Origin of the sequence: Streptomyces sp. NPDC047982, from assembly GCF_043204165.1 — a bacterium.
GTDB lineage: Bacteria > Actinomycetota > Actinomycetes > Streptomycetales > Streptomycetaceae > Streptomyces.
Genome location: NZ_JBIDBS010000020.1, coordinates 132,118 through 152,335, shown reverse-complemented (window position 1 = coordinate 152,335; position 20,218 = coordinate 132,118). Strand labels below are relative to the sequence as shown.

Sequence of the window (20,218 nt, the reverse complement as noted above, 5' to 3'; positions counted from 1 at the left end):
GCTGAGGCCAACAGTGCAGACCCATGCACACAGCTGAGCTCAGAACAGTTCTCAGATTCGCTTCACCACCGGACTGAAGCCCGGTGCACTGCGAATAAACCCGGTAGCGCGGCCGTAGTAGCCGCGACGCAGCAGCGACGCGTCCGGGGAGCCGACGGGTTCGTGGGCCATGGTCCAGGTCATGCCGGTCATGGTGGCCGCGGCCGGGCGGGCGACCGAACGGATTCGTGACGAGCGGTCATTCGGTCGTTCTTTCGGACAAAGACAGGGCGGCAGTCGGGCGAAGAGGGCGTTGATCGGGTCTTCCCCATGGTGCAATGCGAAGGTTTCACAGCGCGCCCATGTCGAGGGAGGGGCGCGAAAACGGCGGGAGGGTCGGCGCGGCGTGGCGAACGCGGAACACGGTGTGCGCTCGGACGCGGCGACGGGGGCGGGAGCTGGGGCCGCCCGGGCTCTGCTCTGGCTGGTCGTGGCCGCATTGGCCGTGCGCCAGACGGCGGTGGTGCTACGGCGTCCGCCGGGTGAGCGGCTCACCGATCTGGAGACGTGGATCGGCGAGTACGGTGCCCTGCACATGACGGGCTCGCTGTACGACAGCGACCGGTTCACCGGCACCCCGTTCGCCGGGCTGGTCCTGAAACCACTGGCCCGGACGGCGGAGCAGAGCCTGGGGGTCGTCTGGACCCTCGGCTCGCTGCTGCTCGTCGTCGCCCTGGGGGTCGTGGCCGCGCGTGCGCTGCCGGACCCGGTCGCGCGCCGCACCTCGCTGCTGGGCGTGCCGGTGGCGATCAGCCTGCTGATGCTGTCCCTGCCGGTCCGCAACGCGTTCCACCTGGGGCAGACGAGCATCATCCCGGTGCTCCTGGTACTGCTGGCCTGCTTCGTGGTCCGCGGGGAACGTGCCCCGGGCCTCCTGATCGCAGTCGCGGCCGCGCTTCAGCCCACCGTCCTGCTCTTCGCGGTCCTGCTCCTGCTCACCGGACGCCGGAGGGCGGCGGTGACCGGCGGGGCCACGTTCGTCGCCTGCACGGCGCTGACCTGGGCCGCGATGCCGCGCGACTCGTGGACGTACTGGGTGCACCATGTCGCGGGCGCCGGACTCGGCGAGACCCCGGACAGCCTGGCCAACCAGTCCCTGCACGGCGCGCTCCTCAGGTTCGGCCTGACCGGTCCGCTGGAGATCGCGCTGTTCGTGGTGCTGTCGGCCGTCGTGTGCCGGCTCGGACTGCGCCGCGCCGTACGGTACGCGCACGACGGGCAGCTGCTGCTCGCCGTCGCCGTGACCGGCTGCGTCGCCGTCGCGGTCTCGCCGACCGCCTGGCAGCACCAGCTGCTGTGGGTGCTGCTCGCGGTCGTCGGCCGGGTCGGCAAGCGGGCCTCCGACCGGCTGATGTGGCCGACGGTCGTGGTGCTCGCGCTCACGCTGCCCGCGAAGATGCTGCTGCCGAACATGGCGGTGGTCATCCCGGTGCGTGACAACGTGCTGCTGATCACGGCGCTCTGTGCGGCCTGCGTCGTACCGTTCCTGCCGCGGACCTCGCCCTACTGGCGCGACCCGATCCCCACCGACTACACGACCCCGGCCGCCGCCCGCTGGAGCCGAATTCCGCTTCTGCCGTTCTGGCGCCGGGTGCTCAGCCGCCCCAACCTGTTGCTGGAACTGCTCCTGATCCGGGTCGTGTACTCCGCGTACTCGCAGGTCAGGCTGGCCGCCACGGCCGGGCGCGGCACGGCCGAACGCCATGGCGCGCAGATCCACTCCTTCGAACGGTTGCTGCACATCGACATCGAGCACCGGGTCAACCATGCCGTCGTCGAGATCGGCTGGCTGCGTGGCTTCTTCGACTTCTACTACACGACGTTCCATTTCATCGTGCCGCTGACGATCCTCGGTGTGCTGTACGTGCGGCGCCCCGCGGATTACCGCTGGGTGCGCAGCTCCATCGGCTTCGCCACGATTCTCGCGCTGGTCGGCTTCTGGCTGTACCCGCTGGCGCCGCCCCGGCTGATGCCGGGACTCGGCTTCATCGACACCGTCAACGGCGTCCAGGACTTCGCGAAGCCGGACTACGGAACGCTGACGTCGATGACCAACCAGTACGCGGCGATGCCCTCGCTGCACTTCGGGTGGTCGCTCTGGTGCGGTGTGGTCGTCGTGATGCTGGCCCCGAAGCCATGGATGAAGGCGCTGGGGCTGCTGCATCCGCTGTTCACGGTCTCCGCGATCATCGCCACGGCCAACCACTGGGTGTTGGACGCGGTGGGCGGTGCGACCGTCGTCGCGCTCGGCTTCGGCCTGACGTACGTGCTGGCGGGGCCCCGTGAGCTGCGGGCGCCGGCCGTACCCGCCGCGGCGAAACCGCTGGACGACCTGGCGGACGGGGCGCCGTCGAGACGGGTCGGCGACGGGGCTGCCCATCGTGGGTGAGGCCGTTGGGCCGTGTCTCCATACGGCCCAGTGGCTCCCGGGCGCCCGCCGCTCAAAGGTGCCGAAGGGGTGCCGGGACGAACGCCTCGTCCCGGCACCCCTTCGGCCTGGATCGCCGCTCGACCAGCATCCGCCCATCGGCTCCGGTCCGCCACTCGAACGGATCAGGAAGCCGTGCCCAGGGCCCACGCGGCGAGCGGCAGCGTGGCCGCCGACGCGACGGTCCGGAGCCCGCTGTGTCGGGCAGTCGGCATCTGCCCGACCCGCCGCCGGAACCGATCGGACGGGCCGTCAATGCCCTTCCGGGCCAGTACTCTCGATGCCTCGATCGGGGGCAGCCGTGCTGACCTGGAGCTGTTTGATCCCGTTGAGCCAGGCCGAGCGCAGCCGTCGCGGTTCACCGATCAGCCGCAGGTCCGGCATCATGTCGGCGACCGCGTTGAAGATCAGGTCGATCTCCATCACGGCGAGGGACTTGCCGAGGCAGAAGTGCGGGCCACCGCCCCCGAAGCCCAGGTGTGGATTGGGGTCGCGGGTGATGTCGAAGGTCTCCGGGTTCTCGAAGACCTCGGGATCGTTGTTGGCCGACGAGTAGAACATCCCGACCCGGTCGCCCTTCCTGATCCGCTGTCCGCCCAGTTCGACGTCCTGGGTGGCGGTCCGCTGGAAGGAGACCACCGGAGTGGCCCAGCGCACGATCTCCTCGGCGGTCGTCTTCGGGCGCTCGCGCTTGTAGAGCTCCCACTGGTCGGGATGGGTGAGGAAGGCGTGCATCCCGTGGCTGATGGCGTTGCGGGTGGTCTCGTTCCCGGCGACGGCCAGCAGGATCACGAAGAAGCCGAACTCGTCGGAAGAGAGGTTCCCCTGACCCTCCGCGGCGACCAGCTGACTCACGATGTCCTTCGCCGGGCACTCCTTGCGGGTCGCGGCGAGATTCATCGCGTACGAGATCAGTTCCATGGCCGCCTCGGTGCCGACCTCCTCGGTGATCGCGTACTCCGGATCGTCGTACGCGGCCATCTTGTTGGACCAGTCGAAGATCTTGGACCGGTCCTCCTGCGGTACGCCGATGAGTTCGGCGATGGCCTGGAGCGGCAGTTCGACGGCGACCCGGGTGACGAAGTCGAACGAACCATCGGCACCGGAGCCCCCGCCGGAGTCCGCATCGGAGTCGGTGCCGGGGTCGGCGGTGGCGAGCGCGGATTCGACGATCGATCGGGCCCGGCTGCGCAGGGCCTGTTCCAGGGAGCGCACGGCCCGGGGAGTGAAACCGCGCTGGACGATCTGGCGGACCCGGGTGTGCTCGGGCGGGTCCATGTTCAGCATGATCAGCTTCTGGACGTCGATCTGGTCCCGGCCGATGGACTCGTTGAAGCGGATGATCGCCGTGTTGGTGTGGGACGAGAACAGTTCCGGGTGGGTGGAGACGTACTTGACGTCCGCGTGCCGGGTGACGACCCAGTAACCCTCGTCGTCGAAACCGGAGATGCCGGCCGGCTGGGAACACCACCAGACCGGTGCGGTCTGCCGCATCTCGGCGAACTCCGGGTGCGGGACGCGGGCTTGGAGCAGGTCGGGATCGGTGAAGTCGAAGCCTTCGGGCAGATGGGGGCAGGACATCGGCGTCTCCAGGTCGGTCCGAGTGCCGTCCGACTGTCTGACGGCCCATCAGAAGTTGTGCGCAAGGTAGTAACGGGTTCTACAACTGGCAAGAGGGGTGGTCGGTTCTGTTGCGTGGAGAGTGGGTGGGACGTGCATGAAGTGGGCGCAAGGTACGTGCAGCAGTCTTGCGCACCGGCGGCGGGTCTCATAAGACTGCCCAAAGAACTAGAACGCGTACTAGTTTGCTTCCGTGGGCGCCGGGACGCCTCTGCGGAGGCGCGAGGAGAGGACGAGCTCATGGCCGCGGAACCCGTCATCGTCGAAGCCGTACGCACCCCCATCGGCAAGCGCGGAGGCGCGCTCGCCAATCTGCACCCCGCCTATCTGCTGGGCGAGACCTACCGGGAACTCCTCGGGCGCACCGGGATCCACGCCGACTGCGTCGAGCAGATCGTCGGCGGCACGGTCACCCACGCCGGCGAACAGTCCATGAACCCGGCCCGCAACGCATGGCTCGCCGTGGGTCTTCCGTACGAGACGGCCGCCACCACCGTGGACTGTCAGTGCGGCTCCTCGCAGCAGGCGTCCCACATGGTCGCCAACATGGTCGCGGCCGGGGTGATCGACATCGGGATCAGCTGCGGCGTCGAGGCGATGTCGCGGGTGCCGCTGGGCAGCGGTTCCAAGCACGGGCCGGGGAAGCCCTGGCCCGACGAGTGGAACGTCGACCTGCCCAACCAGTTCGAGGCGGCCGAACGCATCGCCCGCAAGCGCGGCCTGACCAGGGAGGACGTCGACCGGTTAGGGGTGCTTTCGCAGGAGCGGGCGGCCGTCGCGTGGGCCGAGGAGAGGTTCAAGCGCGAGACCTACGCGGTGCAGGTGCCGACCACCGAGGAGGAGCAGGCCGCCGGGCAGGGCATGTGGCGCCTGGTGGACCGCGACGAGGGGCTGCGGGACACCGGCATGGAGGCGCTGGCGGGCCTCAAACCGGTCATGCCCACCGCGATCCACACCGCGGGCAACTCCTCGCAGATCTCCGACGGAGCCTGCGCGATCATGTGGGCGTCCAAGCGCATGGCGCGCGCGCTCAAGCTCAGGCCGCGCGCCCGGATCGTCGCGCAGGCGCTCGCGGGCGCCGACCCGCACTACCACCTCGACGGGCCGGTCGACGCGACGCGCGCGGTGCTCGGCAAGGCCGGGATGTCGCTCAAGGACATCGACGTCGTGGAGATCAACGAGGCGTTCGCGTCCGTGGTGTTGAGCTGGGCCCAGGTCTTCGAACAGGACCTGGACAAGGTCAACGTCAACGGCGGGGCCATCGCGCTCGGCCACCCGGTCGGCGCCACCGGGGCCCGGCTGATCACCACCGCACTGCACGAACTGGAGCGCCGGGACAAGGAGTTCGCCCTGATCACCATGTGCGCGGGCGGCGCCCTGGCGACCGGCACGATCATCCAGCGGCTGTGACATCGGGCCATACGTCCATGGGGCGGGCCCCGGGTCGCAGTCGCATCCGACGGCGCCCCCGGCCGGGAACGCGCTCAGGTGTGTTCCCGGCCGGCCGGTCGGCCGTACAGCGTCGGAGGAATGAAGGCGAACAGCCGTACGGGCAAGGTGGCTTGGGAGCGCCTTCGCCTTCGCCGCACCGCCCGGCGCGACGGGGTACACGTTGCCGGGAGGGGCACTCGCCGGCCGCGCTCGGCACCGCCCCTGCCGGGCCGGGGGAACCGACCGGCTCCCGTCCGCCGCCGCCCCGGTGGTGGACGCTCAGTACGACAGGTGTGTGGGGAAGGTGGCGGTGGGGCTGAACAGTGCGGCGTACGCCTGCTCGTCGAAGTTCTGGCGGCGGTGGCGGCCCGACCGGGGGACCTCCGGGATGACCGGGCCGGCGAGCGTGAGCATCCCGTCGTCGGCGAGCTCCTGCACGCGCGTGAGCAACGCCCGTACGTCCAGGCCGAGTTCGGCCGCCACCGTCTGTACGTCGAGCCCGGACTCCCAGCTCCACAACAGCACGGAATCCATGCTGGGCGACCAGACGGCCGTGCTGTTCGCCTCGGCCGCAGACACTGTGGGTGCCAAAGACGCCGGGGGAGGAGTGGAGGGCGGCGGGGGTACGACCGGGGGCGTGTCCGGGACCGGCGGTACGGCCGGGGAAGGCGCGTTCATGCGTGCGTCGCCCGTGGTCCGCACCGTCATCTCCTGGCGCGGATGCGGCAGAGAGATCTCGGGAGCGGGAGCGGCGCCGGAAACGGGTGCGGCTTCGTCGGGCGCCGCCGCCTCGGGCGTCCGCTGCTTCCGCCTCAGCAACTCCTGGGCGAGCGAGCGCGCGTCACTGCGGCCCACCGTGCGTCGTGCCAATCGCACTTCGCGTTCGTTCAGGCCCATCAGATCCGCGATGGATCCGTCGTCGCCGACCGTGACGGCGAACGCGGCCAGCGTCCGGCTCCGTTCCGCCTGCGCCTCGTCCAACAAAGCCTGCGCTCGGCGCATACGTTCGTCACTGGCGCAGAAAGCTTCCGCCAAGACGGTGTTCCGATCCCAGAAATCACGAGGTTCCACGTAGGGGACAACGCTCTGGCCGCTGACGGGAACGGAGGATAGAGCAAAAAGCGCCTATATGGACCAACGGGTAATTAAGTCGTCCAAGTAAGAAGAAAGCGGGCCTTCATCGGGTGTTGACGCGGTGCGGGGCGTGCTGAAGGCCCTGAAATTCAAGGGAGACATCAGTCACCGTACTCGGCCGTGGGCGTCAAGGCGATGAGTGGACCTCACTCGTCGGGGGCGTCGAACGTGCCCCGCGCATCGAAGGCCGCGCGGCGTGTGGCCCGGCGCAGTGCCTTCAGCAGGGCCGAGCCGAGGACCAGGGTCAGCACCACGGTGAGGACGGCCCGGCCCAGGTCCCAGCCGAGCGAGGTCGCCGCGCAGTAGGCCAGGAAGCGGACCAGGTTCTCGGACAGGGGATCACCCGCCTGGTACGAGATCCCCGAACCGGCGCCCGGCACGATCGTCCATCCGTACAGGTTCATCACCGTGCCGTACGCGAACGCCGCCAGGAACCCGTACCCGGCGAGCATCAGCAGCTCGGCCCGCCCGCGCAGTCGGTCCGGGCCCGGCAGCAGGCCGGCGCCCATGGTGAACCAGCCCATCGCCAGCATCTGGAACGGCATCCACGGCCCCACCCCGCCGGTCAGCAGCGCCGACGCGAACATGGTCACCGAGCCGAGCACGAATCCGAAACCGGGACCGAGCACCCGGCCGCTCAGCACCATCAGGAAGAACATCGGCTCCAGCCCCGCCGTGCCCGCGCCGAGCGGGCGCAGCGCGGCGCCGACCGCGGCCAGCACCCCCAGCATCGCAACTGCCTTCGCGTCCAGTCCGGAGTCGGCGATCATCGCGACGACCACGCCGACCAGCAGCGGCAGCAGCGCGGCGAACAACCACGGCGCGTCCTGGGAGTGCGCGAGACCGGAGCCCGCGTCGGCCAGCAGCGGCCAGCCGAACGCGACCACGCCGATCGCGCTGATCAGCGCCAGCGCGGCGATCGCGCGCGGCCCCAGACGCACCGGCCGTGCCGGGTGCCCCGTGCGGGCCGGGCTGTCCGCTCGCGCCGCAGGGGCCGTGGAGGCGCCACGTCCGTCCGTCACCTTCACCGCCCGACCCTCGTGCCCGCTCGTCACCGGCCCTCCAGCGCATCACGGACCTGGGCCACGGTCAGCCACTCCTGCGGGGCGAGGATCTTCGCGGTCTGCGGGGCGAACGCCGGGGAGGAGACCACCACCTGCCGGGTCTCCCCGTCCGCGACGACCTCCCCGTCGGCGAGGATCACCACCCGGTGCGCGAGGTCGGCGGCGAGTTCCACGTCGTGCGTCGCCAGGACGATCGCGTGCCCGCCGGCGGCGAGTGCGCGCAGCACCCCGGTCAGCCGGGCCTTCGCCGCGTAGTCCAGACCGCGGGTCGGCTCGTCCAGGAGCAGCAGCGGCGGACGGGCGGTGAGCACCACCGCCAGGGCGAGCGCGAGCCGCTGGCCCTCGGAGAGATCGCGGGGGTGGGTGTCGTCCGGCACACCGGGCAGCAGTTCCGAGACCAGCGCCCGGCAACTGCCCGCGGCGGCGCCCGCGTCGGCGTCGGCGGCGGCGCACTCGGCGGCGACCGTGTCCGCGTACAGCAGATCGCGTGGTTCCTGCGGTACGAGCCCGACCCGGCGCACCATCTCGCGCGGCGGCGTGCCGTGCGGGGCCAGGCCACCGACGAGGACGGTGCCCGCGGTGGGTTCGACCATGCCGACGAGCGCGCCGAGCAGGGTGGACTTGCCCGCGCCGTTGCGCCCCATCAGGGCGACCGTCTCGCCCGGGGCGACGCCGAGCGTGACCCTGCGCAGCGCCTCGACGCGCCCGCGCCGCACGCCGAGGCCCTCGACCCGGGCCGGCACGTCGACGACGGGCCCGGGAGCGGCGGCGGCCGGGTGCGCGCCGCGCCCCAGCAGCCGGGCCAGGACGCCGCGCCGTACGGGGGCGGGCGCGGCGGACAGCGGGGTCACGGAGGCGCGGACCGGGGCGGGCGCGGTGGGCGGTCGCCGGTCCGCGAGCCGTTCGCGCAGGCCGGCCGCCCGGCGCCGGGCGTCACGGACCGACAGCGGCAGCGGCTCCCACCCCGCCAGCCGGCCCAGCCCGACGACCGGCGGATGGACCGGGGAGACGGCCATGACATCGGCGGGGGCGCCCATGACGGGAGCGGCGCCCGGCGACGGCAGCAGGACGACCTGGTCCGCGTACTGCACCACCCGTTCCAGCCGGTGCTCCGCCATCAGGACCGTCGTGCCCAGGTCGTGCACCAGCCGCTGCAGCACGGCCAGGACCTCTTCGGCCGCCGCCGGGTCCAGCGCGGACGTCGGCTCGTCGAGGACCAGGACCTTCGGATGCGGGGTGAGCACCGAACCGATCGCGACCCGCTGCTGCTGCCCTCCCGAGAGCGTGGCGATCGGCCGGTCCCGCAGCCCGGCCAGACCCAGCAGGTCCAGGGTCTCCTCGACCCGCCGCCGCATCACGTCCGGGGCGAGCCCCAGCGACTCCATCCCGTACGCCAGCTCGTCCTCGACCGTGTCGGTGACGAAGTGGGAGAGCGGGTCCTGGCCCACCGTGCCGACCACGTCGGCGAGTTCGCGCGGCTTGTGGGTACGGGTGTCGCGGCCCGCGACCGTGACCCGGCCGCTCAGCCTGCCACCGGTGAAGTGCGGCACGAGACCGGAGACGGCCCCCAGCAGTGTCGACTTGCCGACCCCGGACGGACCGACCAGCAGCACCAACTCGCCCTCGGGAACGGTCAGATCGACCCCGGACAGGGTGGGGCGCTCGGCCCCCTCGTACCGCACCGACACCTGCTCGAACCGGATCACTGGCCCTCCTCGGGACTCGGCCGCGTCTTCGAACCGGCGCCCACCGGCGGCGGAACGGGCGCCACCAGCGCGGGCAGCAGCCCCACCAGCACCGCCGCCGCGGGCCACAACGGAAGCACCGGCGCGGTCAGCGGTACGACCCCGGGGTGCAGCGCCTCCGGGTCCACACGGCCCGCCCAGATCATCGCCACCGCCACCACGATCCCCGAACCCGCCACCAGCCAGGCCCGCGCGCCCCACCGGTCGGGCCGGTAGCGGGTACGGACCGACCGGGCGCCGCCCAGGCGCAGCCCGGCCGCCGCCGCGACGAGCCCGGCGACCAGCAGCGGCAGCCCGTACACCGCGCCCTGCGCGGCCAGCAGCCCGTACGTGCCCGCGCACATCCCGAGCAGCCCGCCGAGCGTGAGCGCGTTCGTGGTGCGCCGGACGGCGGGCGGGACCTCGGCGCTGCGCCCGTACCCCCGCGCGTCCATCGACGCCGCCACCGCGACCGACCGCTCCAACGCGCCCTCCAGGACCGGCAGTCCGATCTGGAGGACCGCCCCGACACCGCCGGTCGGGCGGCCCCGCAGCCGCCGCGCGGTGCGCAGCCGCGCCACGTCGGCGACCATGTTCGGCGCGAACGTCATCGCGACGACGACGGCGACCCCCGCCTCGTACAGCGCGCCCGGCAGCGACTTCAGCAGCCGGGCCGGGTTCGCGAGCGAGTTGGCCGCGCCGACGCAGATCAGCAGGGCGGCCAGCTTCGCCCCGTCGTACAGCGAGAAGACCAACTGCTCGGCGGTGACCCGGCCACCGATCCGGACGCCCTGCGCCCAGTCGGGCAGCGGCACCTCGGGGAGCGTGAACAGCGGGTGCGCGCCGGGGATCGGTGAGCCGAGGAGGACGGAGAAGACCAGCCGCACGCCGATGACGAACAGCCCGATCCTGATGAACGCCCCGTACGAACGGGCCCAGGGCGCGTCCGTGCGGCGAGCGGCGACCACATAGCCCGCCACCCCGACCAGGAGTCCGAGCAGCAGCGGGTTGGTGGTGCGGGACGCGGCGGTGGCGAGGCCGAGCGCCCACAGCCACCACGCCCCGGCGGGCAGGGCGTTGCTCCGGTTCGCCTCCGGTGCACGCAGGGCGCGCAGCGCGCGGAGCGGCCGGGCGGCGGTGCGGGGAGCGCGAGTGGTACGGGTGCCACCCTCGGTGCGGGCGACACCTGTGGTACGGGTGACGCCAGCGGTGCGGGCGACACCGGTGGTGCGGGTCGTTCCGGTCGTGAGGCGGTCGATCGTCGGGCGGCCGGTCGTCGGGCCGTCGGGCGTCCCGTCCCCAGCCGTCGGGCCGCTGGTCGGAGCGGTCATCCTCGGCGGCGGCGGGCCTGCACGACCCCGGCTGCGCCGAGGGCGAGAACGGCGCCGGCCCCGACGAGCATCCCCGCAGACGGTCCGCCGCCGTCGGAACCGCCGCCGGACGTGGCGGACGTGGCGGAGGCGGACGCGTCAGGCTTCTTGTGCCCGTCGCCCGACACCTGCTCGCCGCAGCCGGAGGCCGGGTAGCCGGAGATGGCGCACAGCAGCGCGTTGCCGTCGTAACGCAGCGGCTTGGCCACCGAGGCGAGGGCCTCGGCGGTGCTCGCGTCCGGGGCGACCAGGGCGCACGCGGTCCGCAGCGGGGGCGGGGTCCGCCCGTCCGGGGCGTCCGCCGCCGTGCCCGGGTCGATGACGAGCGCGACCCGCTTGGATCCCTTCTCGGCCGGGGTGTCCGCGCAGATCTTCGCGAAGCCGGGCGCGTGGCGCGGCCGGGCCGCGTCCTGGGAGTCCTCGCTCACCGAAAACCGGAAGCCCTGCACGGAACCGTCGTCCGGCCGGACCAGGGCGGGGCCCTGGGTGGCGTACGTCCAGCTCTCGCCGGAGCCCTCCCAGAACGACCAGTACCGGTAGCCGGCCGCCTGGGCCTCTCCCGCGCCCAGCACGGCCAGCAGCATGGCCGTCACCACCGTGCCCAGGACCGTCAGCACCGCGGCGGCACCTCCCGTCCGCCTCACAGCTGCTGGTTCTTCCGGCGGCCGCTGATCAGGAAGCCGACGCCCGCACCGACGACGAGGCCGATGCCGACGAACCACCACACGCCGCCGATCACGTCGTCGCCGCTGTGGACCCGGTCCTTCTCCGTGGCCTCGTACCCGGTGTCGGCGGACGGATCGGGGGTCGTGATCGCCGCGGGCTTGGGACCGGTCGCGTTCAGCTTGTCGACCAGGTTCACGCCGCCGAAGTCCCGGGCGTCGTTCCCGGTCGCGTGCGCGGCCAGGATCAGCTGCGCGTAGGCGGCGGGGCCGTTCTGCTCGGCCCAGGCACCGGAGTTCTTCTTCAGCCAGGCCACGGCCTTGGCCGCCTTGTCCTGGTGGCCCGAGGCGGACAGCGCGACGACCGCGTCCGCGGTGTTGCCTATGTCGGGCTGCGGGCCGGAGTCCTCGGCGCCCGGCATCGGGGCCAGGTCGAGGTGGCCCTTCGCGGCGAGGGCACCGGCGAGGAAGTGGGCGCCGTTCTGGGCGGCCTGCTCGGGGGTGAGGGCGGAACCGGAGGCCGCGGGGCGGCAGTTCGTCCCCTTGGCGGCGGCGTTGTCGCCGGTGGCCAGGCCCTTGCCCATGCTGCCCAGCACGGCGGCGGCGGTGGCGTCCGCGTTGGCCACGAGCTTCCCCGCCTTGTCCGGCTGGTACGCGAACGCGCCGCCGTCCTTCTCACCGCACGGGATCGAGAGCGCGAGCAGCGGATCGTACGGGGACTTGCCCTTGGGCGTGACGATGTCCGCGAGCCGCTGGCCCTGCCGGGCGAGGGCGCCGATCACGAGGGAGGTGGAGTTGGCGTCGCTGGGCGCGCCGGCCACGTATCCCCAGCCGCCGTCCTCGTTCTGCACGGACTTCAGCCAGCGGACCGAGTCGTTCACGGTCTCCCCGTGTCCTCCGACCTCGGCGAGGGCCTGCACGGCGATCGCCGTGGCGTTGGTGTCCAGCACCGTCTTCTCGTCGCACGGCTTCGAGACGTCGGGCCGGTACGCGGCGTAGGCGCCGTTGGCGCACTGCTGGCCGATCAGCCAGTCCACGGACTTCGCGGCGGGCGTCACGCCTTCGACCCGCTGCGCGAGGAAGGCCAGCGACTGCCGCCAGACACCGTCGTAAGTGGGGTCCTTCGTGCCGTACAGCCCGGCGGGCAGGGCGACGGACGGCGTGGGCGACGGGGACGGCGCCGCGACCGCGACCGGGGCGGCCGCGCAAAGCACGGCGGCCGTGGTCGCGGCGAGCGTTGCCGCGCTGCGGCGTACGGTCATGGCGGGCGGGGCCTCTCCTGTGCGGGAAACCGAACCGGGCACAGGCACGCTCACGCACCAGGCTCCGACTCCGTATACCTCGACGGTGCCGACCACCGGGGTTCCGGTGGTCCGAGCCGGTCACAACCGCGTCCAGGGCATTCCGACTCACCGCCCACGGGACGGCTCACGGCTGCGTGGTCAGTGCCGGATTCGCACCGGCTTCCCCCTGTACGGGCATGATGACGACCCATTCACTCTACCGGGCGTACCGGAAGGGCCCCGGGGCGGGCGTTCCGGTCGGACGCGGGGTGCCCACGCGCGCTCGTACGGCGACGAGGACGAGGCGGTGCGCCATCGCGACGCAGGCCACCGTGAGGTGCATCACCGCGCGACGTACGCCACCGTGAGGTGCATCACCGCGCGACGTACGCCACCGTGACGTGCATCACCGCGACGCGGGCCGCCGCGACGCCCGCTGCCCCCACGCGACTCGTACGACGGTCGACGCCGCCCCCGCCGCCCACACGCGGCTCGTACGTACCACGGTGAACGCCACTCGCACCGCTCATACCGCGATGTACGTCACGGGATCGCTTCCCGCCACGGCTTCCGCGCGGCCCAGCTTCACCAGCCGCCGCAGATGCGCCTCGGCCTCCGAGACCGCGATGTTGCGCGAGCCGTGCGGAATCCGGTCCCACGGCCGGTTCCACTCCATGCGCTCGGCCAGCTCCCACGGGGTCAGCGGGGTGGACAGCAGCCCGAGGAGCCCAGCCAGCCGCTCCTCGTGGTGGTCGAGGAGCTCCCGTACGCGTCCGGCCGCGTCCGCGAACGCGTACTGGTGGGCGGGCAGCACCTCCGCCACCCCGAGCCGGCCCACGCGCTCCAGGGAACCGAGGTAGTCGCCGAGGGGATCGGTGACCGTGTCTGCGTCCGGGTCCTCGTAGAGCCCGATGTGCGGGCTGATCCCCGGCAGCAGATGGTCCCCGGAGAACAGCCGTCCCCGGCCGGGCAGACCGGTCGGGTGGTTCTCCTCCAGATGCAGGCAGACATGACCGGGGGTGTGGCCGGGCGTCCAGACCGCCCGCAGCCGCCGCCCCGCCAGGTCCAACAGCTCACCGGGCACGATCTCCCGGTCCGGCAGCGCGGCCCGCTCCCCGGGCAGGGTCCGCATACGCCCTCGGTCGGCCGCCGCGGCCCGCAACGGCGCGAGGTGCGCCTCGGGCGCACCGACCGCGGTGAGCTTGGCGACGAGGTAGTTCAGCCAGGTGCCGGGTTCCGCCTCCCGAGTGCGGCGCACGATCTCCGTGTCCGCCGCGTGCATGGCGATCCACGCACCGGACGCCTCGCGCACCTGGCCGGAGAGGCCGTGGTGATCGGGGTGGTGGTGGGTGATGACGATGCCGTGGATGTCGGCGACGGCTACGCCGACGGCGGTCAGCCCGGCGGTGAGCGTGTCCCACGCCTCCGGATCGTCCCACCCGGTGTCGATCAGGACCGGTCCGCGGTCGGTGTCGAGGACGTGAACGAGGGTGTGGCCGAGCGGGTTGTCCGGGATGGGCACCTCGATGCTGTGCACGCCCCCGCCGTGATCGGTCACCTGCGTCATGGGCTCCCCTTTTCCCCACTGCCCGGTCAGCTCACCGGACGTACGGCCGTGCGGCGCGGCACGGTGCGGTGTGCGCTGCGCGCCGCCACCTGACCACCCGACCACTTTAACGAGAACTTGTTCCAGTGGTAGCCCTGGTCGACCATCTCCCGGGCGTAGTTGACGCACACTCCCGAGGTCGGGGTCGGCTACGTTCTGGCCGTGCCGAAGTCCCAGCACATTCACGCGATGGGCCGCATCGACTTCGCCTTCTCCCGAGCCCCGGATGACGCCTGGGAGCGTCAGTCGTGCGGGGCCGGAGCGAAGGGGACCACGCGTCTACGACTGGGCCGCCGCGAGGCTCCCGCCGATCGACGACTTCGACGGTCCTGAACCTACCCACGGCCGGTGGGTGCTGGCCCGTCGCAGCCTGGCTCGCCCGGACGAGATCGCCTACTACCTCGCCTACGCACCAACCCGCACCACCGTCACGGAACTTGTGCGTGTCGCCGGGACGCGGTGGGCGATCGAGGAAGCCTTCCAAGCGGCAAAGAACGAGTGCGGCCTGGACCAGTACGAGGTACGCCGGTATCCGGGCTGGTACCGGCACATCACCCTGGCCATGCTCGCCCATGCCTTCCTCGCCGCCATGGCCGCCGCGGCAGCGCAAAAGGGGGCAGCAGAAACGGTTCCGGCGCGCTGGTCCCGCTCACCGTGGCAGAAATACGGCGGCTCCTGGCAGCTGGCCGCCCCGCAATGACGCGCCGTCGGCGCATCGACCACATACTGCACTGGTCCCGCTGGCGGCGCCGACACCAAGCAGTAGCCCGCCGCTGCCACTACCGCCGCCGTACCCGAGGTCACGAACTCACCCAACCTGACAACACGTCAGCCGAGCACGCTCAGATACATGCTCCTGACCAGCAGGAATAGCGAACTGCGACTGGAGTACTAGGCGTGCTCGGCCATGAGGTTGGGTACTTGCGTCGGTAGGCCGGGAAGGACGCGCGCGGATCGGGCCGGGGAAGAAAGGCGCGGAAAATCTTCTGGGCTCTGTAAGGATGCGCCCCGCGCATGACATGTACGGGGTGTGGAGAGCAACCAGACCGTGAGGGATTCGGGCCGGAGTGCGGGGTTCACCGCGTTGTACGCGCGGGAGTACCCCCGGGTGCGCGCCTTCGCGCACCGCAGAACGGGGGACCGGAGCGCGGCCGAGGAGATCGCCGCCGAGGTGTTCCGGATCGCGTGGGAGCACGTGCTCAAGGACGGTGAGGCGACGCCCGGGTGGCTGTTCGTCACCGCCCGGAACGTGCTCGGCAACCACTACCGGGCCACCGCCCGGCTGACCGAGCTGCACCGGCGGATCGGTGAGGAGATCGGCCGCGCCCCCGCGTGCGCGGAGGACTCGGCGGTCCTGGACACCCTCGACCGACTGGCCGACCACCACCGCGAGGTGCTGCTGCTCAGCTACTGGGACGGCCTCTCCGCGGCGGAGGCGGGCCGCCTGCTCGGCTGCGGTGCTCCCGCCGTCTGGGTCCGTCTGCACCGGGCGCGCAAGGCGTTCCGTGAGCTCTATATCTCGTCCCGGGAGTCGGTATGAAGCGTTCGCAGTCCAAGCAGGTCAAGAAGTCGGCGATGTCCGCCCAGGGCGTCGCCTCGCTGATCCGGCACGCCGATCCGCTGCCGACCGGCGCGTCGGAGGAGGGTCTGTCGTCGCGTGCCAGGGGAGAGTTGGGCGTCCTGGTGGGCGAGGCCCAGCCCGTCCCGCTCACTCGGCGCCCGCGTCGGCGCGGGGTGCTGATCGGGGCCGTCGCCTGCGGCGCGTCCGCGGTGGTGGCGGCCGTCGCCGTGCTCGCGGTCTCCGGTCCCGACGAGCCGAGCGGCGGACTCGTCGTCGACGAGCCCCACTACCCCTCGACGGCCCGGCTCGAGGGCGCGGCCGACCTCATCGTCCGGGCGAAGCTGGGCGAGGGCACGGAGCGGACCGTGGACGACATCACGTCCACGGAGGCGCCCGCCGAGGTGCTGGCGACGGCCAAGGGCACCGCGCCGGGCGGGCGGGTCACCGTCTCGTACACCCCGCCCGGTTCGGGCGGGCCCGAGACGGCCGCGCTCGAGGCAGGGGAGGAGTACGTGTTCTTGCTGGAGCGACAGGACGACGGCCGGTTCACGCTGGTGAACTCGGCCCAGGGATCCTACGGCGTCAGAGGCGACAGGGCCGTCCCGACCGGGGACAACGCGGTGAAGCTGAGCCCGGGGGTCCTGAAGGCGCTCCGGCTGACCGGCTGACCGGGGGCCTGGTAGCGCTCCGGCCAGTCGAGTCGGGCGCGGGCCGAAGGGGGCGCCGCCCGTTGGACGGCACCCCGTTCGGTCACTTGGCGTGGGCCGCGCGGTCCTTGAGACGCGGGACGGTGCCCGCGTCCCCGAAGCCGCCGTCCCCGGTGGGCTTGATCTGCCCGCCCGCGTCGACGGTGTACAGCGCCTGCTCGGGGTTGAGCAGGTCGTACGGCGCGGCGGCGTCGTGCTTGGCGAGCATCAGCACGTACTGCGTGCCGTTGTTCGCCAGGGTGGTGGTGTGCTTCTCCTTGTAGGTGACGTCGCCCAGCGTGCCGCCGAGCTGGCTCACCTCGACGGTGTCGCCAGGCTTCACGTCGCCGGACAGCACCTCGGAGACCTTGACCTTGGAGATGGTGACGACCACCGGCTCGGCTTTGGACGCCTCGTCCTCGCTGAGGCCGGCCTGCGGGTTGGTCAGCGGGTCGCCCTCGGTGGAGACCTCAGGCATCAGCTCCTTGACGGAGGAACCGATGACCGTGCCCCTCACGACGACATCGGCCTTCTCGACGACCGCGTCGAGCGAGTCGTAGGCCGGGTAGTCCGCTTCGTAGGTGATCACCTGAGGCTGTTCGGCGGCCTTGCTCCCGGTTCCTTCCCCGCCGCTGGAGCAGCCCGCGGCGGTGAGGGCGACGAGGAGGGCGGAACCGCCCGTGACGGCGTGGCGCAGTTTCATCATCAGTAGATCCTCTTGACTTCGGAGACGTCGTACGCCAGCGGCTTCTGCACGGTGGCCCTGTTCCTGCTGTGCTTCATCAGGGACGCCTTTTTGGTCTTGGGGTTGTCGTCGAGGCTCAGGGCGTGGCCCAGCTCGTGCGTGGTGGTGCTGCGGGACCACTCGGTCATCTTCGATCCGGCGTCCCGGGACAGGGTCCGGGCGTTCACTTTGATCGAGAAGATGCGGTTGATGGGACGCAGGCCGGACGGCGAGTAGAGGCCGTACCAGCTCTGGCTGTAGCGCCCGGCCGTGAAGGTGGCCTTGGCGCTGGACTTGCGGCCGATGCTGGCGCCCGCCTTGGCGTTGTTCCAGTTCTTGCGGCCGGTGTCGAGGAACCCGACCCAAGTCGGGTTGATGCCCACGTCCTTCACGTTGAACTTGGGGCTCGGCATGCCGCCGCTGTAGTAGTCGGCGTGGGCGTTGGAAGCCCCGCCGACTCCCGCGGCCAGTACGAGCGCGGTGACGGACGTGATCCTCGCGGTGGTGCGTATACGGGTACGCCTCAAGGAAATTCCCCCTGTTGTGCCCGCGGCGGTCGGAACCGTCGCGGACGGCGGCCAGTGAAGGCCGGGCAGGGGAGAGGTGCCCGAGATGCGAGAGCATGCAGGAGAAAGGTGGGAATCCCCCGTGTTTCGCCCGCGTCGCATCGACGGACCGTTCGGCCTCGTCCCCCGTGGATCGGCCTTCGGTCTGGCTTGATCCTAAGAATGTTGGCGGCGCCATTACAGAGGTTTTTCGTTGTTCAAGTTTGGTGTGGTGACGGAGCGTCAGATCTGGGGGTGTGGTGGTTGTTCCACGGGGCGTGGTCGAGCGCCCCGGATCCTCCGGGGCTCCCGGAGTGTTGCCGAGGCTTCCGGAACGGCTACGGCCGTGGACTCCTGGAACTGGAACTGGTATCAGTTTCGACGGTCCATCAGTCCTTGCCAGAAGATCCGTCCGTCAGAAGGTCTCTTAACGCCGGTTCGCGGGAGGCAGCAGCCATGACCGAGCTTGTCGAACACGGAAAACTGTTCATCGGCGGTGAGTTGGTCGATCCGCTGGGCCGGGAGGTCATCGAGGTCGTATCGCCCCACACCGAACAGGTCATCGGCCGGGTGCCGCACGCCTGCGAGGCGGACGTGGACCGGGCCGTCGCCGCCGCGCGGCGGGCGTTCGACGAGGGGCCCTGGCCGCGTATGAGCCTGGACGAGCGGATCGCGGTCGTGACCAGGGTCAAGGACGCGTTCGCCGCCCGGTACGAGGAGGTGGCCCGGGTCATCAGCTCGGAGAACGGCACCCCGTACACGTCCAGCGTGATGGTGCAGGCGCTCTCCGCGATGATGGTGTGGGACGCGGCGATCACCGTCGCCCGTACCTTCCCGTACGAGGAGCGGCGCGACGGGGCGCTCGGGCCGCTGCTGGTGCGCCGCGAGCCGGTGGGGGTGGTCGCGGCCGTGGTGCCGTGGAACGTCCCGCAGTTCACCGCCGCCGCCAAGCTCGCGCCCGCGCTTCTGGCCGGCTGCTCCGCCATCCTCAAGACGTCGCCCGAATCCCCGCTGGACGCCTACATCCTGGCCGAGATCGCCACCGAAGCCGGGCTTCCCGAGGGCGTGTTGTCGATCCTGCCGGCCGACCGCGAGGTCAGCGAGTACCTGGTCGGGCACCCCGGCGTCGACAAGGTGTCGTTCACCGGGTCGGTGGCCGCGGGGCGCCGGGTGATGGAGGTCGCCTCCCGCAACCTCACCCGGGTCACGCTCGAACTCGGCGGGAAGTCCGCGGCCGTGATCCTCCCGGACGCCGACCTGGACACGGCCGTCGCCGGGATCGTCCCGTTCGCCTGGATGATCAACGGCCAGGCATGCGTGGCCCAGACCCGCATCCTCGTGCCGCGTTCCCGTTACGGGGAGACCGCCGAGGCGTTCGCCGCCGCGGCGGCCGCGCTGAAGGTCGGCGACCCGCTCGACCCCGCCACCGAACTCGGCCCCCTGGTCGCCGAGCGCCAGCGGCGGCGTTCGCTCGACTACATCCGGATCGGCCAGGACGAGGGCGCGAAGATCCTCACCGGCGGCGGCCGTCCGGCCTCCCAGGAACGCGGTTGGTACGTCGAGCCGACGCTCTTCGGGGACGTCGACAACTCCATGCGCATCGCCCGTGAGGAGATCTTCGGCCCCGTCATCTGCCTGATCCCGTACGGCGACGAGGACGAGGCGGTGCGCATCGCCAACGACTCCGACTACGGCCTCAGCGGCAGCGTCTGGACCGCCGACACCGAGCACGGCATCGACATCGCCCGCCGAGTCAGGACGGGCACGTACAGTGTGAACACCTTCAGCCTGGACATGCTCGGCCCGTTCGGCGGTTACAAGAACTCCGGCCTGGGACGGGAGTTCGGGCCCGAGGGGTACGGCGAGTACTTCGAGCACAAGATGATCCACCTGCCGGCCGGCTACCGGGCCCGTGCCGCTGACGAGGGAGGCGCGTGATGGGGGACCGCTGGGCCGTGGAGGTCGACCGGAGGCTGTGCATCGGCTCCGCGCTGTGCGTGAACCACGCCCCGGGCGCCTTCGCGCTGGACTCCGCCCGCCAGTCGCGGCCCGCCTCCCCGGAGTCCGACGCGGACGAGCGGGTCCTCGCGGCGGCCGAGGGATGCCCGGTCGAGGCCATCCTGATCACGCTCGCAGGTTCGGGGGAAGTGGTGTTCCCGCCGGAGGAGTAGCCGGCCCGCTTCCCGTGTTCGCCACGAACCCGGATCGAGGGACGGTTCCGTCCGCACCGTCACGCCGAGGGCGCCCACCAGGACCTCGTTGGTACCGGATCACGGAAGCCGCGTCGCCGGGCCGCCCGCGGCCGACAGCGCCGGCCGAGCCGACGCCCGGGGCCGTTGGC

The 20,218-nt window shown here is 71.7% G+C and carries 18 protein-coding genes and 1 riboswitch; of the genes, 7 read left to right on the top strand and 11 right to left on the bottom strand.

Going from position 1 to position 20,218, the window contains the following annotated elements; all coding sequences use genetic code 11:
* Positions 1–51 precede the first annotated feature (51 nt).
* On the bottom strand, positions 52–183 hold the full coding sequence (locus ACGF2V_RS24070) for a hypothetical protein (RefSeq protein ID WP_362620442.1): 132 nt from the start codon (positions 181–183) through the stop codon (positions 52–54).
* A gap of 202 nt (positions 184–385) precedes the next feature.
* Here ACGF2V_RS24070 and ACGF2V_RS24065 point away from each other — a divergent pair, with 202 nt between their 5' ends.
* Positions 386–2,428 (top strand): bifunctional glycosyltransferase 87/phosphatase PAP2 family protein, encoded by a 2,043-nt coding sequence (locus ACGF2V_RS24065; protein WP_392913046.1) that lies wholly within the window; start codon positions 386–388, stop codon positions 2,426–2,428.
* Positions 2,429–2,719: 291 nt separating this feature from the next.
* On the opposite strand, the gene ACGF2V_RS24060 is transcribed toward ACGF2V_RS24065, so the two are convergent.
* Entirely contained in the window at positions 2,720–4,048 is a 1,329-nt protein-coding gene (locus ACGF2V_RS24060) for a cytochrome P450 (protein WP_362620439.1), read from the bottom strand.
* Positions 4,049–4,327: 279 nt separating this feature from the next.
* Here ACGF2V_RS24060 and ACGF2V_RS24055 point away from each other — a divergent pair, with 279 nt between their 5' ends.
* Positions 4,328–5,497: a steroid 3-ketoacyl-CoA thiolase gene (locus ACGF2V_RS24055; protein ID WP_362620438.1), complete on the top strand. Its 1,170-nt coding sequence runs from the start codon at positions 4,328–4,330 to the stop codon at positions 5,495–5,497.
* Positions 5,498–5,797: 300 nt separating this feature from the next.
* Here ACGF2V_RS24055 and ACGF2V_RS24050 read toward each other — a convergent pair whose 3' ends face one another.
* From ACGF2V_RS24050 to ACGF2V_RS24020, 7 genes are all read right to left on the bottom strand, one after another.
* On the bottom strand, positions 5,798–6,520 hold the full coding sequence (locus ACGF2V_RS24050) for a hypothetical protein (RefSeq protein ID WP_362704118.1): 723 nt from the start codon (positions 6,518–6,520) through the stop codon (positions 5,798–5,800).
* A gap of 278 nt (positions 6,521–6,798) precedes the next feature.
* Entirely contained in the window at positions 6,799–7,593 is a 795-nt protein-coding gene (locus ACGF2V_RS24045) for an ECF transporter S component (protein ID WP_362620455.1), read from the bottom strand.
* A gap of 110 nt (positions 7,594–7,703) precedes the next feature.
* Positions 7,704–9,422, bottom strand: a complete 1,719-nt coding sequence (locus ACGF2V_RS24040; protein WP_362704115.1) for an ATP-binding cassette domain-containing protein — start codon at positions 9,420–9,422, stop codon at positions 7,704–7,706.
* Positions 9,419–10,771 carry an energy-coupling factor transporter transmembrane protein EcfT gene (locus tag ACGF2V_RS24035; RefSeq protein WP_362704111.1) on the bottom strand — a complete coding sequence of 451 codons (1,353 nt, stop codon included), beginning with the start codon at positions 10,769–10,771 and terminating at the stop codon, positions 9,419–9,421. Before ACGF2V_RS24035 ends, ACGF2V_RS24040 begins: the two co-directional genes overlap by 4 nt.
* Positions 10,768–11,394: an SCO2322 family protein gene (locus ACGF2V_RS24030; RefSeq protein WP_362620453.1), complete on the bottom strand. Its 627-nt coding sequence runs from the start codon at positions 11,392–11,394 to the stop codon at positions 10,768–10,770. The genes ACGF2V_RS24035 and ACGF2V_RS24030 overlap by 4 nt, the downstream gene beginning before the upstream one ends.
* Positions 11,395–11,450: 56 nt before the next feature.
* Positions 11,451–12,734, bottom strand: coding sequence for a prenyltransferase/squalene oxidase repeat-containing protein (locus tag ACGF2V_RS24025; RefSeq protein ID WP_362704109.1), 1,284 nt, complete (start codon positions 12,732–12,734; stop codon positions 11,451–11,453).
* Positions 12,735–12,848: 114 nt separating this feature from the next.
* Positions 12,849–12,976, bottom strand: a riboswitch (cobalamin riboswitch).
* A gap of 305 nt (positions 12,977–13,281) precedes the next feature.
* A complete protein-coding gene (locus tag ACGF2V_RS24020; protein ID WP_362704107.1) occupies positions 13,282–14,322 on the bottom strand; it encodes an MBL fold metallo-hydrolase in 1,041 nt (346 codons plus the stop codon).
* Positions 14,323–14,587: 265 nt separating this feature from the next.
* On the opposite strand from ACGF2V_RS24020, the gene ACGF2V_RS24015 reads away from it, so the two are divergent.
* The 3 genes from ACGF2V_RS24015 to ACGF2V_RS24005 all read left to right on the top strand — a co-directional run bounded on the left by ACGF2V_RS24015 (position 14,588) and on the right by ACGF2V_RS24005 (position 16,590).
* Complete coding sequence (locus ACGF2V_RS24015) at positions 14,588–15,061, top strand: hypothetical protein (RefSeq protein ID WP_389047028.1); 474 nt, start codon at positions 14,588–14,590, stop codon at positions 15,059–15,061.
* Between the two features lie 330 nt (positions 15,062–15,391).
* Positions 15,392–15,901, top strand: a complete 510-nt coding sequence (locus ACGF2V_RS24010; RefSeq protein ID WP_362620427.1) for a sigma-70 family RNA polymerase sigma factor — start codon at positions 15,392–15,394, stop codon at positions 15,899–15,901.
* Positions 15,898–16,590, top strand: a complete 693-nt coding sequence (locus ACGF2V_RS24005) for a hypothetical protein (protein ID WP_362704101.1) — start codon at positions 15,898–15,900, stop codon at positions 16,588–16,590. The genes ACGF2V_RS24010 and ACGF2V_RS24005 overlap by 4 nt, the downstream gene beginning before the upstream one ends.
* Positions 16,591–16,672: 82 nt before the next feature.
* On the opposite strand, the gene ACGF2V_RS24000 is transcribed toward ACGF2V_RS24005, so the two are convergent.
* Together ACGF2V_RS24000 and ACGF2V_RS23995 are read right to left on the bottom strand one after the other, a co-directional pair.
* Entirely contained in the window at positions 16,673–17,314 is a 642-nt protein-coding gene (locus tag ACGF2V_RS24000; RefSeq protein WP_362620423.1) for a hypothetical protein, read from the bottom strand.
* Positions 17,314–17,859 carry a hypothetical protein gene (locus tag ACGF2V_RS23995; protein WP_362620421.1) on the bottom strand — a complete coding sequence of 182 codons (546 nt, stop codon included), beginning with the start codon at positions 17,857–17,859 and terminating at the stop codon, positions 17,314–17,316. The genes ACGF2V_RS24000 and ACGF2V_RS23995 overlap by 1 nt, the downstream gene beginning before the upstream one ends.
* Positions 17,860–18,333: 474 nt before the next feature.
* On the opposite strand from ACGF2V_RS23995, the gene ACGF2V_RS23990 reads away from it, so the two are divergent.
* Together ACGF2V_RS23990 and ACGF2V_RS23985 are read left to right on the top strand one after the other, a co-directional pair.
* Complete coding sequence (locus ACGF2V_RS23990) at positions 18,334–19,815, top strand: aldehyde dehydrogenase (RefSeq protein ID WP_362704098.1); 1,482 nt, start codon at positions 18,334–18,336, stop codon at positions 19,813–19,815.
* Positions 19,815–20,048, top strand: a complete 234-nt coding sequence (locus tag ACGF2V_RS23985) for a ferredoxin (RefSeq protein ID WP_362620418.1) — start codon at positions 19,815–19,817, stop codon at positions 20,046–20,048. Before ACGF2V_RS23990 ends, ACGF2V_RS23985 begins: the two co-directional genes overlap by 1 nt.
* The last annotated feature ends 170 nt before the right edge of the window (positions 20,049–20,218 follow it).